At 60.7% G+C, this 16,478-nt stretch carries 15 protein-coding genes; 10 read left to right on the top strand and 5 right to left on the bottom strand.

What is annotated here, in order from left to right:
• Positions 1-40 precede the first annotated feature (40 nt).
• The 6 genes from mnmA to AC6I7Z_RS08005 all read left to right on the top strand — a co-directional run bounded on the left by mnmA (position 41) and on the right by AC6I7Z_RS08005 (position 6,658).
• Complete coding sequence (gene mnmA, locus AC6I7Z_RS08030; RefSeq protein WP_497813787.1) at positions 41-1,153, top strand: tRNA 2-thiouridine(34) synthase MnmA; 1,113 nt, start codon at positions 41-43, stop codon at positions 1,151-1,153.
• A 33-nt stretch (positions 1,154-1,186) separates the two neighbouring features.
• The gene (hflD, locus tag AC6I7Z_RS08025; RefSeq protein WP_434125330.1) at positions 1,187-1,828 is read left to right on the top strand and encodes a high frequency lysogenization protein HflD; all 642 of its coding nucleotides are present in this window, start codon (positions 1,187-1,189) and stop codon (positions 1,826-1,828) included.
• 42 nt (positions 1,829-1,870) lie between these two features.
• The gene (purB, locus tag AC6I7Z_RS08020; protein ID WP_048784113.1) at positions 1,871-3,241 is read left to right on the top strand and encodes an adenylosuccinate lyase; all 1,371 of its coding nucleotides are present in this window, start codon (positions 1,871-1,873) and stop codon (positions 3,239-3,241) included.
• 103 nt (positions 3,242-3,344) lie between these two features.
• Entirely contained in the window at positions 3,345-4,013 is a 669-nt protein-coding gene (phoP, locus tag AC6I7Z_RS08015; protein ID WP_033747880.1) for a two-component system response regulator PhoP, read from the top strand.
• The gene (phoQ, locus tag AC6I7Z_RS08010) at positions 4,013-5,473 is read left to right on the top strand and encodes a two-component system sensor histidine kinase PhoQ (RefSeq protein WP_497813786.1); all 1,461 of its coding nucleotides are present in this window, start codon (positions 4,013-4,015) and stop codon (positions 5,471-5,473) included. Before phoP ends, phoQ begins: the two co-directional genes overlap by 1 nt.
• Before the next feature lie 57 nt (positions 5,474-5,530).
• Positions 5,531-6,658: a ribosomal protein uL16 3-hydroxylase gene (locus tag AC6I7Z_RS08005; RefSeq protein WP_497813785.1), complete on the top strand. Its 1,128-nt coding sequence runs from the start codon at positions 5,531-5,533 to the stop codon at positions 6,656-6,658.
• A gap of 243 nt (positions 6,659-6,901) precedes the next feature.
• Here the strand turns inward: AC6I7Z_RS08005 and pepT are convergent, their stop codons facing one another.
• Positions 6,902-8,131, bottom strand: coding sequence for a peptidase T (pepT, locus tag AC6I7Z_RS08000; RefSeq protein WP_497813784.1), 1,230 nt, complete (start codon positions 8,129-8,131; stop codon positions 6,902-6,904).
• 293 nt (positions 8,132-8,424) lie between these two features.
• Here pepT and potA point away from each other — a divergent pair, with 293 nt between their 5' ends.
• Genes potA through potD form a run of 4 tightly spaced genes read left to right on the top strand, consistent with a single transcriptional unit; the run spans position 8,425 to position 12,208 of the window.
• Positions 8,425-9,540, top strand: coding sequence for a spermidine/putrescine ABC transporter ATP-binding protein PotA (gene potA / locus AC6I7Z_RS07995; protein ID WP_497813783.1), 1,116 nt, complete (start codon positions 8,425-8,427; stop codon positions 9,538-9,540).
• The gene (potB, locus tag AC6I7Z_RS07990) at positions 9,524-10,384 is read left to right on the top strand and encodes a spermidine/putrescine ABC transporter permease PotB (RefSeq protein ID WP_497813782.1); all 861 of its coding nucleotides are present in this window, start codon (positions 9,524-9,526) and stop codon (positions 10,382-10,384) included. The genes potA and potB overlap by 17 nt, the downstream gene beginning before the upstream one ends.
• On the top strand, positions 10,381-11,154 hold the full coding sequence (gene potC, locus AC6I7Z_RS07985) for a spermidine/putrescine ABC transporter permease PotC (protein ID WP_497813781.1): 774 nt from the start codon (positions 10,381-10,383) through the stop codon (positions 11,152-11,154). The genes potB and potC overlap by 4 nt, the downstream gene beginning before the upstream one ends.
• A gap of 10 nt (positions 11,155-11,164) precedes the next feature.
• A complete protein-coding gene (potD, locus tag AC6I7Z_RS07980; protein WP_497813780.1) occupies positions 11,165-12,208 on the top strand; it encodes a spermidine/putrescine ABC transporter substrate-binding protein PotD in 1,044 nt (347 codons plus the stop codon).
• Positions 12,209-12,390: 182 nt separating this feature from the next.
• On the opposite strand, the gene cobB is transcribed toward potD, so the two are convergent.
• The 4 genes from cobB to lolC form a co-directional block, all read right to left on the bottom strand.
• On the bottom strand, positions 12,391-13,224 hold the full coding sequence (gene cobB / locus AC6I7Z_RS07975; protein ID WP_497813779.1) for a Sir2 family NAD+-dependent deacetylase: 834 nt from the start codon (positions 13,222-13,224) through the stop codon (positions 12,391-12,393).
• 91 nt (positions 13,225-13,315) lie between these two features.
• On the bottom strand, positions 13,316-14,560 hold the full coding sequence (lolE, locus tag AC6I7Z_RS07970; RefSeq protein ID WP_497813778.1) for a lipoprotein-releasing ABC transporter permease subunit LolE: 1,245 nt from the start codon (positions 14,558-14,560) through the stop codon (positions 13,316-13,318).
• A complete protein-coding gene (gene lolD / locus AC6I7Z_RS07965) occupies positions 14,560-15,264 on the bottom strand; it encodes a lipoprotein-releasing ABC transporter ATP-binding protein LolD (RefSeq protein ID WP_103795494.1) in 705 nt (234 codons plus the stop codon). The genes lolE and lolD overlap by 1 nt, the downstream gene beginning before the upstream one ends.
• A complete protein-coding gene (lolC, locus tag AC6I7Z_RS07960) occupies positions 15,257-16,456 on the bottom strand; it encodes a lipoprotein-releasing ABC transporter permease subunit LolC (RefSeq protein ID WP_497813777.1) in 1,200 nt (399 codons plus the stop codon). The genes lolD and lolC overlap by 8 nt, the downstream gene beginning before the upstream one ends.
• Positions 16,457-16,478: the final 22 nt, after the last annotated feature.

Here is a 16,478-nt window from a genome sequence, read left to right as displayed (position 1 = left end):
AATATGCCGCCTGTTTTTTTATCGTAATCAAGAGTGCGTCATGTCTGACAACAGCCAGAAAAAAGTGATCGTCGGTATGTCCGGCGGCGTCGATTCTTCCGTTTCCGCCTGGCTCCTGCAGCAGCAGGGCTATCAGGTAGAGGGCCTGTTCATGAAGAACTGGGAGGAAGACGACGGCGAGGAGTATTGCACTGCCGCGGACGATCTGGCGGACGCGCAGGCGGTATGCGACAAACTCGGCATCAAGCTGCATAAAATCAACTTTGCCGCAGAGTACTGGGACAACGTTTTCGAGCACTTCCTCGAAGAGTACAAAGCGGGCCGCACGCCCAACCCCGATATTCTCTGCAACAAAGAGATCAAATTCAAAGCCTTCCTGGAGTTCGCGGCGGACGATCTCGGCGCGGACTACATCGCGACCGGCCACTACGTGCGCCGCGCGGACGTCGACGGCAAAAGCCAGCTGCTGCGCGGCCTCGACGGCAACAAGGATCAGAGCTACTTCCTCTATACGCTGAGCCACCAGCAGATCGCCCAGAGCCTGTTCCCGGTCGGCGAGCTGGAGAAGCCGGAGGTGCGCCGCATCGCCGAGCAGCTCGATCTCGTTACCGCGAAGAAAAAAGACTCTACCGGCATCTGCTTTATCGGCGAACGCAAATTCCGCGACTTCCTCGGCCGCTATCTGCCGGCGCAGCCGGGCGTGATTGAGACCGTGGACGGCCAGGTGGTCGGCGAGCATCAGGGGCTGATGTATCACACGCTGGGCCAGCGCAAAGGGCTGGGCATCGGCGGGCTGAAAGAGAGCAACGACGATCCCTGGTACGTGGTGGATAAAGACGTGGCGCGCAACCGCCTGATCGTGGCGCAGGGCGCCGAGCATCCGCGCCTGATGTCGGTGGGCCTTATCGCCCAGCAGCTGCACTGGGTCGATCGCCAGCCGATCGCCGCCCCGCTGCGCTGTACGGTGAAAACCCGCTATCGCCAGACGGATATTCCCTGCGAAATCGTGCCACGCGGCGACGATCGCATCGAAGTGCGCTTCGACGAGCCGGTCGCGGCGGTAACGCCTGGCCAGTCCGCCGTGTTCTATCTCGGCGATGTGTGCCTCGGCGGCGGCATTATCGAAGAGCGCCTGCCGCTGAGCGCAGACTAAGTCGGCATGGCTGACGCGTAGACAGGAGTAACCGTGGCTAAAAATTATTACGATATTACGCTGGCGCTGGCGGGCATCTGTCAGTCGGCGCATCTGGTTCAGCAGCTGGCGCATCAGGGCCAGTGCCAGCCGGACGCGCTTAACGTCTCGCTACGCAGCGTAATTGATTTAAACCCCGGCTCGACGCTGGCGGTGTTCGGCAATGACGAAGCTAACCTGCGCCTCGGGCTGGAAACGCTGATGGCGGTGCTTAACAGCAGCAGCCGTCAGGGCATGGGCGCGGAGCTGACGCGCTATACGCTGAGCATGATGGTGCTGGAGCGCAAGCTGAGCGGCAACAAAAGCGCGCTCGACACCCTGGCGCAGCGCATTAGCCAGCTCGATCGCCAGCTGGCGCACTATGAACTCGGCTCGGAAACCATCACCAGCGCCATGGCGGCGATCTATGTCGATGTCGTCAGCCCGCTTGGCCCGCGCATTCAGGTCACCGGCTCGCCCGCCGTGCTGCAGAATCCGCTGCTGCAGAGCAAAGTGCGCGCCACGCTGCTGGCGGGCATTCGCGCCGCCGTGCTGTGGCAGCAGGTCGGCGGCGGCCGCTTTCAGCTGATGCTGTCGCGCCAGCGTTTGCTGCGCGAAGCGAAAACCATTTTATCCCGGCTCTCTCCGGCTTATTAAGCTGGCGAAGTCCATACTGTTAACGATTCAGGAGTTGCACTGATGGAATTATCCTCTCTGACCGCCGTCTCACCCGTCGATGGTCGTTACGGCGATAAAGTCAGCCCGCTGCGCGCTATTTTCAGCGAATACGGTTTGCTGAAGTTCCGCGTCGAGGTTGAAGTACGCTGGTTACAAAAACTGGCGTCCACCGCAGAGATCAAGGAAGTTCCTGCATTTGACGCTGACGCAAACGCTTTCCTTGATGCAATCGTCGCTAATTTCAGCGAAGAGGATGCGGCGCGCATCAAAACCATCGAACGCACCACCAACCACGATGTAAAAGCGGTCGAATATTTTCTCAAAGAGAAAGTCGAGAGCGTGCCGGCGCTGCACGCGGTATCGGAATTCATCCACTTCGCCTGCACCTCCGAAGATATCAACAACCTGTCGCATGCGCTGATGCTGGAAAGCGCGCGCCGCGACGTGATCCTGCCCTACTGGCAGCAGATCATTGACGCGGTGAAGCGTCTGGCGCACGAATACCGCGATATTCCCCTGCTGTCGCGCACCCACGGCCAGCCGGCCACGCCCTCGACCATGGGCAAAGAGATGGCGAACGTCGCCTACCGCATGGAGCGTCAGCAGCGTCAGCTGAGCAAAATCGAGATTCTGGGCAAAATCAACGGCGCGGTGGGCAACTACAACGCCCATATCGCCGCCTATCCGGAAGTGGACTGGCACCAGCTGAGCGAGCAGTTCGTCACCTCGCTGGGCATCACCTGGAACCCCTACACCACCCAGATTGAGCCGCATGACTATATCGCCGAGCTGTTTGACTGCATGGCGCGCTTCAACACCATCCTGATCGACTTCGATCGCGATATCTGGGGCTACGTCGCGCTCAACCACTTCAAACAAAAAACCATCGCGGGCGAAATCGGCTCTTCCACCATGCCGCACAAGGTCAACCCGATCGATTTCGAAAACTCCGAAGGCAACCTGGGCCTGGCGAACGCGGTGATGCAGCATCTGGCGAGCAAGCTGCCGGTTTCGCGCTGGCAGCGCGACCTCACCGACTCCACGGTACTGCGCAACCTCGGCGTCGGCGTCGGCTACGCGCTGATCGCCTATCAGGCGACGCTGAAGGGCATTTCAAAGCTGGAAGTGAACCGCGAGCGTCTGCTGGACGAGCTGGATCACAACTGGGAAGTGCTGGCGGAGCCGATCCAGACCGTGATGCGCCGCTACGGCATCGAGAAGCCGTACGAGAAGCTGAAAGAGCTGACGCGCGGCAAACGCGTCGATGCGGCGGGCATGCAGACCTTTATCGACAGTCTCGCGCTGCCGGAAGAGGAAAAAGCGCGCCTGAAGCAGATGACGCCGGCTAATTATCTCGGCCGCGCCGTGCAGATGGTTGACGATCTGAAATAAGCGCAGACGCAGGCGGGCCGGACCCGCCTGCGTTAAGCTGTTGTTTAAATGTTTTTGCGTATACTTTATCTTTACTTAAATGCTCTGAGAGTAAGGAAAAGCCATGCGTGTTTTGGTTGTGGAAGATAATGCTCTGCTGCGCCATCATCTTGCGGTTCAGCTGCGCGAAATGGGCCATCAGGTAGACGCCGCAGAGGACGCAAAGGAAGCCGACTATTTTTTACAGGAGCATCTGCCCGATATCGCGCTGGTCGATCTGGGCCTGCCGGATGAAGACGGCATGTCGCTGATCCGCCGCTGGCGCGGTCAGTCGGTACGGCAGCCGATTCTGGTGCTCACCGCGCGCGAAGGCTGGCAGGCCAAAGTCGAAGCGCTGGAAGCGGGCGCCGACGACTACGTCACCAAACCTTTCCATATTGAAGAAGTGGCCGCGCGCCTGCAGGCGCTGATGCGTCGCAACAGCGGGCACGCTTCACAAATCATCGACATGGCGCCGTTTCAGGTCGATCTCTCGCGCCGCGAGCTGACCATTCACGACCAGCCGGTCAAGCTGACCGCCTTCGAATACACCATCGTCGAAACGCTGATCCGCAACGCGGGCAAAGTGGTGAGCAAAGACTCCCTGATGCTGCAGCTCTATCCCGACGCCGAACTGCGCGAAAGCCATACCATCGACGTGCTAATGGGCCGCCTGCGTAAAAAAATTCAGGCGCTGCATGCGGATGAAGTGATCACCACCGTACGCGGTCAGGGATACCGCTTCGATCTCTGATGAGCTGGTTTCAACGCTATCGTCCTCTGTCGCTGCGCGCCCGCTTTTTGCTGGCCTGCTCCGCTATCGTGCTGTTTCTCTCGCTCTCCTACGGTATGGTAGCGGTGATCGGCTACGTGGTCAGCTTCGACAAAAACACCTATCGCGTGATGCGCGGCGAAAGCAATCTCTTCTTTACGCTGGCGCAGTGGAAAAATAATCAGCTGACCATCGCGCAGCCGGAGCGCATGACGCTCAACTTCCCGACGCTGGTGTTTATCTACGACGAACAGGGCAAGCTGCTGTGGCAGCAGCGCGACGTGCCGGAGATCCGCGCTAAAATCCAGCATGAGTGGCTGCTGAAGCCCGACTTCTACGAAATCGACACCAGCAATCGCACCAGCGCCATGGCGATAGGCAACGATCTCTCAGCGCAGAAGCGGCTGCACGCCATCGATAACGACAGTAACGACACCTTTACCCACTCCGTCGCGGTGAACCGCTATGACGCCACCACCAACCTGCCCGCGCTGACCATCGTGGTGGTGGACTCGATACCGCAGGAGCTGCAGCATTCGGACGTGGTCTGGTCCTGGTTCAGCTACGTGCTGGCCGCCAACCTGATTCTGGTGATCCCGCTGCTGTGGCTGGCGGCGCACTGGAGCCTGCGCCCAATCGGCCATCTCGCCACGCAGATACGCGAACTGGAAACCAGCCAGCGTGAGAATCTCGACGATGCGCCGCCGCAGGAGCTGCGCAGCCTGGTGCGCAACCTCAATCTGCTGCTGAGCAACGAGCGTCAGCGCTATACGCGCTACCGCACTACCCTTTCCGACCTGACGCACAGCCTGAAAACGCCGCTGGCGGTGCTGCAAAGCACGCTGCGCTCGCTGCGTAACGGCAAGGATCTCACCATTGAGCAGGCCGAGCCGGTGATGCTGGAGCAGATCAGCCGTATTTCGCAGCAGATCGGCTACTACCTGCACCGCGCCAGCATGCAGGCGGATCACAATCCGCTGCTGCGCGACCTGCATCCGGTGTCGGCGCTGCTCGACAGCCTCTGTTCGGCGCTCAACAAGGTGTATCAGCACAAAGGCGTAGAGATTACGCTCGACGTCTCGCCGGAGGTGACCTTCATCGGCGATAAAAACGACTTTATGGAGGTGTTAGGCAACGTGCTGGACAACGCCTGCAAATATTGCCTGGAGTTTATCGAGGTGAGCGCGCGGCAGACCGATCAGGCGCTGCATCTGTTTATCGACGACGACGGCCCCGGCATTCCCGAAAGCAAGCGCGATCTCGTCTTCGTGCGCGGCCAGCGCGCCGATACGCTGCGGCCCGGCCAGGGGCTGGGGCTGGCGGTAGCGCTCGATATTCTGGAGCAGTATGAGGGCCAGATTATCGCCACCTCCAGCCCGCTGGGCGGCGCGCGCATGGAAGTGATCTTCCGCCGACAGGAAGTCGAACATCGCCGCGAGTAGAAAGGCGCGCGGGCTGTTATACTTGGCTGCATTTACAGCCCTGCATGGAACGACCCTATGGACTATCAGCTCGATCTTAACTGGCCCGACTTTATTCAGCGCTACTGGCAAAAACGCCCGGTGCTGCTTAAGCGCGGTTTTAAAAACTTTGTCGATCCCATCTCTCCTGACGAGCTGGCCGGACTGGCGATGGAAAATGAGGTGGACAGCCGTCTGGTCAGCCATAACGACGGCAAGTGGCAGGTGAGCCACGGTCCTTTCGAAAGCTACGATCATCTGGGCGAAAATAACTGGTCGCTGCTGGTGCAGGCGGTGAACCACTGGCATGAGCCTTCGGCGGCGCTGATGCGTCCGTTCCGCTTTTTACCCGACTGGCGCATCGACGATCTGATGATTTCGTTCGCCGTGCCGGGCGGCGGCGTCGGCCCGCACTTCGATCAGTACGACGTGTTTATTATTCAGGGCACCGGCCGTCGTCGCTGGCGCGTCGGCGAGAAAGTGCCGATGAAGCAGCACTGCCCGCACCCCGATTTGCTGCAGGTCGAGCCGTTCGACGCCATTATCGATGAAGAGATGGAGCCTGGCGACATTCTCTATATTCCGCCGGGATTCCCGCACGAGGGCTACTCGCTGGAGAACGCCATCAACTACTCTGTCGGCTTCCGCGCGCCGAACGGCCGCGAGCTGATCAGCGGCTTCGCCGACTACGTGCTGGCGCGCGAGCTGGGCAGCTATCGCTACAGCGATCCCGAGGTGCCGACGCGCGACTGTCCGTCGCAGATCCTGCCGCAGGAGATCGAGGGCATTCGCAAGGTGATGCTGGACGTGATTGACCAGCCGGAGCATTTCGCCAACTGGTTCGGAGAGTTCATCTCCCAGTCGCGTCATGAGCTGGACGTCGCCCCGCCGGAGCCGCCCTATCAGCCCGATGAGATTTACGATGCGCTGCAGCAGGGCGATACCCTGTCGCGTCTTGGCGGCCTGCGCGTATTGACCCTTGGCGATGCGGTGTTTGTCAACGGCGAGCGCGTCGAGTGCTCGCAGCCGGAGGTGCTGAAGGCGCTGGCGCGTCGTGAGACGCTGAGCCTGCAGGATTTCGGCGAAGCGCTGGACGACCCGTCGCTGCTGGCGCAGCTTGCCGCGCTGGTGAACGCCGGGTACTGGTACTTTGGCGACGCTGAGTAGAACCACCAGACGACTCAAAAGCTAAAACGCGGGTGGCGTGGAGCGAAGAGCAAAGCGTCCCGCGCCAGGGATAAAAACGCCGGGAGCGTTTTTAAACAACGCAGCGCGTTGGCCCGGTAACGGGCGCACCTCAGGGATGAGGTGCGTAGCTACGCGGGCCGAGCGAGCAGGGATGCGTTTAGCGACTTTGCGATCGCTCTACGCCACCCGCGTAAGCGCTGCGCCTACTGACGGAGACGTTTTTTACCCCTTTTTCTGCGCCGCCAGCTCCGCCAGCCGTACAATCACATCCACCGACTGCGCCATAATATTGAGCGAGGCGAACTCGTGCTTGCCGTGATAGTTATAGCCGCCGGTGAAGATATTCGGGCACGGCAGTCCTTTCCACGACAGCGCGGAACCGTCGGTGCCGCCGCGGATCGGCTTCACCTTCGGCTCGATGCCGCAGTCGCGCATCGCCTGCAGCGCCAGCTCGATAATATGCGGATGCGGTTCCACCTTCTCGCGCATATTGCGATAGCTATTGCTGATCTCCACCGTCACGGAACAGTCTTTATGCAGCCCGGCGTTAATGCGCTCGGCAATCGCCGTCAGCACCTGCTTACGCTGCTCGAACGCGTTGGTATCGAAATCGCGAATAATGTATTGCAGCTCGGCGTGCTCTACCGTGCCCTTGATCTGATGCAGATGGTAAAAGCCCTCGTAGCCGTCGGTAAACTGCGGACGCTCTTTCGCCGGCACTTCGGCATGAAACGCCGTCGCCACGTCGAGCGCGTTCACCATCACGCCTTTTGCCGAGCCGGGGTGCACGTTATTGCCGACAATCTTCACCACCGCTGACGCCGCATTGAAGTTCTCATATTCGAACTCGCCGAGATCGCTGCCGTCGATAGTGTAGGCCCAGTCGGCGGCGAAACCCTCGACGTCGAAGTGCGAGGTGCCGCGGCCAATCTCTTCATCCGGGGTAAAGGCGACGCGAATGGCGCCGTGCGGAATATCGCTGTTGGCGAGGCGCGCCATCGCCGTCATGATCTCGGCGATGCCCGCCTTATCGTCGGCGCCGAGCAGCGTCTTGCCGTCGGTGGTAATCAGGGTATGGCCGATCAGCTTATGCAGGATCGGGAACATCACCGGCGACAGCACCTCTTCGCCCATGCCGAGCGCAATATCGCCGCCGCGATAGTTCTCGATAATCTGCGGGTTCACATTCTTCGCGGTGAAATCGGGCGACGTATCCATATGCGAGATAAAGCCGATCACCGGCGTCGGCCAGTCTACGTTGGCGGGCAGCGTGCCCATTACGCAGCAGTGATCGCTGAGTGAGACATCGATAAATCCGAGCGCAATCAGCTCTTCCTGCAGCTTGCGCGCCAGCGTCCACTGCCCTTCGCTGCTGGGCACCTGACGCGCCTGCGGTTTTGCCTGCGTCTCTACCGCCACGTAACTTAAAAACCGTTCAAGTAACTGATCCATATGCCATCCTTCAAAAGAAGCCGACTATCATTATCAACAGTCGCGTCCGACGCATGTTGCGTCATATCATTATCTGACAGGTTAACCTGCGCCGCGCGTTTGCAGAAGGAACTTTTAACAGAGTTGTTAACATCTGTGGTCAAGGTAGCGGATAACGGCCTAATCGCCTCTTTTCACCGCCAAAACATGGCATTGGCCGGTTTTTCAGGTATCATCGCGCCCTCTCGCTGGCTGGCCGACGTAAACGGCTATGCTGTAACCTGTTCGACCCTATTACCGACTGAGTGACTAAAATGACGCAAACACGCGCGCAGCAGGCGCTGGTTACGCTTTCTGGCATCAGTAAAGCTTTTGACGGCAAGTCGATTATCAGCGACTTCAACCTGACCATCGACCATGGCGAATTTATCACCCTGCTCGGTCCGTCGGGCTGCGGCAAAACCACCATTCTGCGGCTGATCGCCGGGCTGGAAGAGGTCGACAGCGGCCGCGTAATGCTGGATGACAGCGACATCACCGATACGCCCGCCGAGCATCGCCACGTCAACACCGTCTTTCAGAGCTACGCGCTCTTCCCGCACATGTCGGTCTTTGAAAACGTCGCCTTCGGCCTGCGCATGCAGAAAACCCCGAATGCGGAGATCGCCGCGCGCGTCAGCGAGGCGCTGGCGATGGTGCAGCTGGAGAGCTTCGCCGATCGCCGCCCGCATCAGCTTTCCGGCGGTCAGCAGCAGCGCGTCGCCATCGCGCGCGCGGTGGTGAACCGGCCCAAAGTGCTGCTGCTCGACGAGTCGCTCTCGGCGCTCGACTACAAGCTGCGCAAGCAGATGCAGAACGAGCTGAAGGCGCTGCAGCGCAAGCTCGGCATCACCTTTGTGTTCGTGACGCACGATCAGGAAGAGGCGCTCACCATGTCTGACCGCATCGTGGTGATGCGCGACGGCAAGATCGAGCAGGACGGCACGCCGCGCGAAATCTACGAAGAGCCGAAGAATCTGTTCGTGGCGCGCTTTATCGGCGAAATCAACGTGTTTGACGCCGACGTCCTCGACGCCAGCGACGCGCCGCGCGTGCGCGCCCGCGTAGAGGGCCGCGAATGCGATATTCACTGTGCCTTCCCGGTCAGCGTCGGCGACCGCCTGCATGTGCTGCTGCGTCCGGAAGATCTGCGCGTCGACGAGGTGCACAGCGAGCAGGCGGTGGAAGGCCTGATCGGCTACGTGCGCGAGCGCAACTACAAAGGCATGACGCTGGAATCGACCGTTGAGCTGGAAAACGGCAAGCTGGTGACGGTCAGCGAATTCTTCAACGAGGACGATCCCGACTTCGATCACTCCCTTAATCAAAAGATGGCGGTGAACTGGGTTCCCAGCTGGGAGGTGGTGCTGCCCTATGAAGCTGATGCGTAATCGTTTCCAGAAAAGCGTCACGGCGCTGATCGTCGGCTGGCTGGCGCTCTTCGTGCTGCTGCCGAACCTGATGATTTTCGTCACCAGCTTTCTGACGCGCGACGACGCGCATTTCGTGCGTATGGCGTTCACCCTCAGCAACTATACGCGGCTGCTCGATCCGCTCTACGCCGAGGTGCTGCTGCACTCGCTCAATATGGCGGTTATCGCCACGCTCGGCTGCCTGCTGCTGGGCTATCCCTTCGCCTGGTGCCTGACGAAGCTGCCGGCGCGCCTGCGGCCGCTGATGCTGTTTCTACTGATTGTCCCTTTCTGGACCAACTCCCTGATCCGCATTTACGGGCTGAAAATTTTTCTCAGCACGCGCGGCTGGCTGAACGACTTTCTGCTGTGGCTCGGCGTTATCGAGACGCCGTTTCGCATCATGTATACGCCGCAGGCGGTGGTTCTCGGCCTGATCTACATTCTGCTGCCTTTTATGGTGCTGCCGCTCTACTCCAGCCTGGAAAAGCTGGACCGCCCCTGCCTGGAAGCGGCGCGCGACCTTGGCGCCAGCAAAACGCAGACTTTTTTCCGCATTATTCTGCCGCTGACCATGCCGGGCATCGTCGCAGGCTGTTTGCTGGTGCTGATCCCGGCGATGGGGCTGTTCTATGTGGCGGACCTGATGGGCGGCGCGAAGAACCTGCTGATCGGCAACGTCATCAAGAGCCAGTTCCTCAACATCCGCGACTGGCCGTTCGGCGCGGCGACCAGCATCGTGATGACGCTGCTGATGGGGCTGATGCTGCTGTTTTACTGGCGCGCCGCGCGCCTGCTGAATAAAAAGGTGGAGCTGGAATGATCGCGCGCCTGCTACGTGGCGGCTTTATGGCCGCGATTTACGCCTGGTTTTATATCCCTATCGCCATTCTGATCGTTAACTCGTTCAACGCCTCGCGCTTCGGCATCAACTGGCAGGGCTTCAGCACCCAGTGGTACAGCCTGCTGGTGAATAACGACAGCCTGATCCAGGCGGCGCAGCATTCGCTGCTGATGGGCGTGCTCTCCGCCAGCTGCGCGACGCTGATTGGCTCGCTCACCGCCGTGGCGCTCTACCGCTACCGCTTTCGCGGCAAGCCTTTCGTCAGCGGCATGCTGTTTGTGGTGATGATGTCGCCCGATATCGTGATGGCGATCTCTCTGCTGGTGCTGTTTATGCTGCTCGGCATTTCGCTCGGCTTCTGGTCGCTGCTCTTTTCGCACATCACCTTCTGTTTGCCTTTTGTGGTGATTACCGTTTATTCGCGTCTGAAGGGCTTCGACGTGCGCATGCTGGAGGCGGCGAAGGATCTGGGCGCCAGCGAAACCACGATTTTACGTAAAATTATTCTGCCGCTGGCGATGCCGGCGGTGGCGGCGGGCTGGCTGCTGAGCTTTACCCTGTCGATGGACGACGTGGTGGTCTCCTCGTTTGTGACCGGGCCGACCTTTGAGATCCTGCCGCTGAAGATCTATTCGATGGTAAAAGTCGGCGTCTCGCCGGAGGTGAACGCGCTGGCGACCATTTTGCTGCTGCTGTCGCTGCTGCTGGTCGGCGTCAGCCAGCTGTTGCTCCGTGATAAAACCAAATAGAGGATTGATGATGAAGAGATGGTCTCACTGGCTGGCGGCTGGGGCGCTGGCGCTGGGCATGCAGAGCGCGCAGGCTGACGACGGCAACACGCTCTACTTCTATAACTGGACCGAATATGTGCCGCCGGGACTGCTGGAGCAGTTCACCAAAGAGACCGGCATCAAGGTGATTTACTCCACCTACGAGTCCAACGAGAGCATGTACGCCAGGCTGAAGACCTGGAAAAATGGCGCATACGATCTGGTGGTGCCCTCGACCTATTTCGTGGCGAAGATGCGCAACGAGGGGATGCTGCAGAAGATTGACAAAACGCAGCTCAGCAACTTCAATAACCTCGACCCCAATCTGCTGAATAAACCATTCGATCCCAGTAACGACTATTCGATCCCCTATATCTGGGGCGCGACGGCGATCGGCGTCAATACCGACGCGGTGGACCCGAAGTCGGTGCAGAGCTGGGCCGATCTGTGGAAGCCGGAGTATAAGCAGAGCCTGCTGCTGACCGACGACGCGCGCGAGGTGTTCCAGATGGCGCTGCGCAAGCTGGGTCTCTCCGGTAATACCCGCGATCCCAAAGAGATCAACGCCGCCTATGAAGAGCTGAAGAAGCTGATGCCGAACGTGCTCGCCTTTAACTCCGACAATCCCGGCAACCCCTATATGGAAGGGGAAGTGAATCTCGGCATGATCTGGAACGGTTCCGCCTACGTGGCGCGTCAGGCGGGCACGCCGCTGGAGGTGGTCTGGCCGAAAGAGGGCGGGATTTTCTGGATGGATAATCTGGCAATCCCGGCCAACGCCAAAAACAAGGCGGGCGCACTGAAGCTGATTAACTTCCTGCTGCGTCCCGACGTGGCGGCGAAAGTGGCGGAAACCATCGGCTACCCGACGCCGAATCTCGCCGCCAGGGCGCTGCTGCCGAAAGCGGTGGCGAACGATCCGTCGCTCTACCCTTCCGCCGAGGTGATTAAGAATGGCGAATGGCAGAACGACGTCGGTGACGCCAGCGTGCAGTATGAGACGCTGTTCCAGAAGCTAAAGGCGGGTCGGTAATAAAAAGGCGGCAAAGCCGCCTTTTTGTTGAACAGGTGCCAACGCGGGTAGCATGGTCCGATCGCAAAGTCGCTCAAGGCATCCCTGCGCGCTCGGCCCGCGACATCCTTGTCGCGGGACGCTTTGCTCTTCGGACCATGCTACCCGCTTGCTAACATTTGTGCGGCCTGCCTAAAAAGCTCTTACTTATACAAACTGCGCAAAAAACCATCCACAAACTGCGGCACTTCCTGGCTCGCCAGCCCGTAGTGACGCTCGGCGAACTCATTGCCCACCTGGCTCGGCTCCAGATTCAGCTCCACGGTATGCGCGCCCTGCAGTTTGGCTTCATGCACGAAGCCCGCCGCCGGATAGACATGCCCGGAGGTGCCGATAGCGATAAAAAGATCCGCCTGCTCCAGCGCATGGTAAATCTCCTCCATGCCGATGGGCATCTCGCCAAACCACACCACGTGCGGGCGCAGCGGCGCAGGAAACTGGCAGCAGGTGCAGCGATCGTCGGTGGTGAGATCGCCGCTCCACTCAATCACCTGTCCGCTGCTGGTGCAGCGCGCCTTCAGCAGCTCGCCGTGCATATGCAGCACGCGGCTGTTGCCCGCGCGCTCGTGCAGATTGTCGATATTCTGCGTCACCAGCAGAAAGTTATCGCCCAGCACCTGCTCCAGCTCGGCCAGCGCCTTGTGCGCGGCGTTGGGCTGGATCTCGCTGGACTGCAGCGCGCGACGGCGCGCGTTGTAAAAACGCTGCACCAGCTCGGGATCGCGACGATAGCCTTCCGGCGTCGCCACATCCTCTACGCGATGCTCTTCCCACAGGCCGTCGGCGGCGCGAAACGTCTGGATGCCCGACTCGGCCGAAATGCCCGCACCGGTCAACACCACCACGAACGGCTGCGGATGGGAGGCCAGCTCCGCCTGGCGATCGCGCTCGAAAATACGCTGGCGAAAACGCTGGTGCACCTTGCGGCGGGTCTTCTTATAGCGGGCGAGGCGCAAGCGTCGACGCGGTGTGCGCATAAAAACTCCTTATAGGCGACGTCGGGTCGCCGCCAGAACTCTCAAGTGTAGCGGCCGCGTATGACAGCGCGATGCCGCCGTTTTCGCCGGGTTACTGCCCGCTCAGCACGCGCGCCGGATCGATGCGGCTGGCGCGCCGCGCCGGATACCAGCTCGCCAGCAGGCTCAGCACGATGGCCGTCAGCAGCACGGAGCCGACGTCGAGCCAGTGCAGCTCCGAGGGCAGAAAATCGATAAAGTAGATATCGCCCGCCAGCAAATGATGGCCGGTCAGCGATTCCAGCCCGCGCACCAGGGTGGTGAGATTGAGCGCCACCAGCACGCCGATGACCACGCCGCTGACGCTGCCGAGCAGCCCAGCCAGCAGGCCGTACCAGATGAAGATGGCGCGGATCAGCCCATCTTTTGCGCCCAGGGTGCGCAGCACCGCAATGTCGCTGCTCTTGTCCTTCACCGCCATGACCAGCGTTGAAACGATATTAAAACAGGCTACGCCAATCACCAGCACCATCGCCAGATACATAATGGCGCGGATCATCTGAATATCGCGGTACATATAGCCGAAGGTGCCAATCCAGCTGCGAATATAGACGTAGCCGTGCGTCGCTTCGCCCGCGTCGCGCACCAGCTTCACCGCCTGAAAAGGGTCGTTCATCTTCAGGGCGATGCCCGTGACACTGTCACCCATATCGAGATAGCTCTGCGCGTCCGCCAGCGGCACCAGCGCCAGGCTATGGTCCAGCATACCGCTCAGCTGCAAAATACCGCTCACCTGCAGGCGAATGCGCTTCGGCTGCAGCAGCTTTGTGCCGCCGTCGTTGTTGGGGATCAGGATGGTAATCCAGCTGCCCTGCGTGACGTTCAGCGTGCGGGCGATGCCGCCGCCTAAAATAATCTGCTGCTTGCCGGCGGCGAAGGTTTTCCAGCCGTCGCCTTCAACGAACTGCGGCAGCGCGCTAAGACGCGGCTCCTGCGCCGGATCGACCCCTTTCACCTGCAGCGCCTGCAGCTTTGCGCCGCTCTCGATCAGCCCGGTGAAATTAACATAGGGCGCGGCGGCGGCGATGCCGGGCACCTGCTCTACGGGCGCAATCAGCGACTGCCAGTTGCGGAACGGCTGATTCACCGCCTCGATCTCGCCGTGCGGCACCACCGCCAGAATGCGGTTGTTCAGCTCGCGCTCGAAGCCGTTCATGGCGCTCAGGCCGATGATCAGCACCGCCACGCCCAGCGCGATGCCGAGAGTCGAAATAATCGAAATCAGCGACACCATGCCGCCGCCGCGGCGGCCGCGGCTGAAGCGCAGCCCTAACAACAGGGATAACGACGAACCCATCAGAGCGCTCCTGCTAAGGTCACCTGCTCGCTTAACTGGCCGTCGCGCATCTCCATCTGACGCGACAGGCGCTTCGCCAGATGCAGATCGTGCGTCACCACCAGAAAGGCGGTGCCCTGACGGACATTCAGCTCGCCCAGCAGCTCAAAAATGGCGTCGGCGTTGCGCGCGTCGAGGTTGCCGGTCGGCTCATCCGCCATCACCAGACGCGGGCGGTTCACCAGCGCGCGGGCGATAGAAACGCGCTGGCGCTCGCCGCCCGACAGCTCCGACGGACGGTGATGCGCGCGTTTCTCCAGCCCTACCGCCGCCAGCATTTCGCGGGCGCGCTGCTGCGCCTCCGCCTTGCCGGTTTTGCCGATCAGCAGCGGCATCGCCACGTTTTCCAGCGCGTTGAAGTCGGGCAGCAGATGATGGAACTGGTAGATAAAGCCCAGCTCGCGGTTGCGCAGCGACGCTTTAGCGGAAGAGGACATAGCGTTCAGCGACTGGCCGTCAAACACCACATCGCCAGAGGTCGGCGCGTCCAGGCCGCCCAGCAGATGCAGCAGCGTACTTTTGCCGGAGCCGGAGCTGCCGACAATCGCCACCAGCTCGCCGGGCTGCAGGCTAAAGGTGACGTTGCGCAGCACGTCAGTCTGCACGCTGCCTTCCTGATAGCGTTTGCACAGCTCGCGGCACTGCAACAAAGGGGTGTTACTCATAACGTAAAGCCTCAGCGGGTTGAACGGCGGCGGCGCGCCAGGAGGGATAGAGCGTCGACAGCAGCGCGACGGCCATCGCCGTGACGGCGATGGTCACCACCTGCCAGAAATTGATGTCGACCGGCAGCGCCGCGCCATCTAAAAACAGGCCGATAACCGGCATCAGATTATTGAGCTGGCTGGCCAGCAGCACGCCCAGCAGCGTGCCGAGCAGCGCGCCGATAATCCCGGCGCTGGCGCCCTGCACCATAAAGACCGCGACGATTTGCCGGCGCGTCAGCCCCTGGGTTTGCAGGATCGCCACCTCGCCCTGCTTCTCCATGATCAGCAGGCCGAGCGAGGTAATGATATTAAAAGCGGCGACGGCGACGATCAGGCTCAGCAGCAGCCCCATCATGTTCTTCTCCATGCGCACCGCCTGGAACAGGTCGCCTTTGCGCTCGCGCCAGTCTTTCCACACCAGCCCGGCAGGCAGCGCCTGCTGGCTCAGCGCATCCACCGCCAGCGGTTTATCCAGCCACAGACGCCAGCCGGTGACGTTGCCAACCGGATAGCGCATCAGGCGCGAGGCGTCCTGCTGGTTGACCAGAATCTGGTAGCCATCCACCTCGCTGTTGGCGGCGTAAGTGCCCGCCACGGTGAAGAGACGCTGGCTCGGCACGCGGCCCATCGGAGTAAACTGGCTGACCGACGGCACCATCAGGCGCAGCTCGTCGCCGCGCTTGACGCCAAGCTGCGTCGCCAGCTGTTCGCCGAGGATGACGTTGTACTGGCCCGACTGCAGCACGCTTTGCGGCGTGTTGACCAGATAAGGCGTGAGCGGATCTTTTTCATCGGGTTGAATGCCGAGCATCACGCCGACCGAGACGTTATGCGCGCTCTGCAATACCACGTCGGCGGTGGTGAGCGGCGCCATGCGGCTGACGCCCGCCAGCTTAAGGCTCTCCGCGGGCTGCTGCTGCGGGTTGATGCTGCCCTTCTCGCTGGTGACCAGCGCCTGCGGCATCAGGCCGAGAATATTGCCCTCCAGCTCGCGTTCAAAGCCGTTCATCACCGACAGCACGGTGACCAGGGCCAGCACGCCGAGCGTGATGCCGATAGTGGAGAGCCAGGAAACGAAGCGACCAAAGCGATCCGATGCTCGCCCGCGCATATAGCGCAGGCCGATAAATAGCGCGACAGGTTGATACATGTATTCCGTCTTGGCAGTTGCC

Source organism: Pantoea sp. X-Soil-MYKO-1289 (assembly GCF_059730625.1).
The sequence above is the reverse complement of the archived record's forward strand: the minus strand, read 5'-3'. Positions and strand labels throughout refer to the sequence as shown.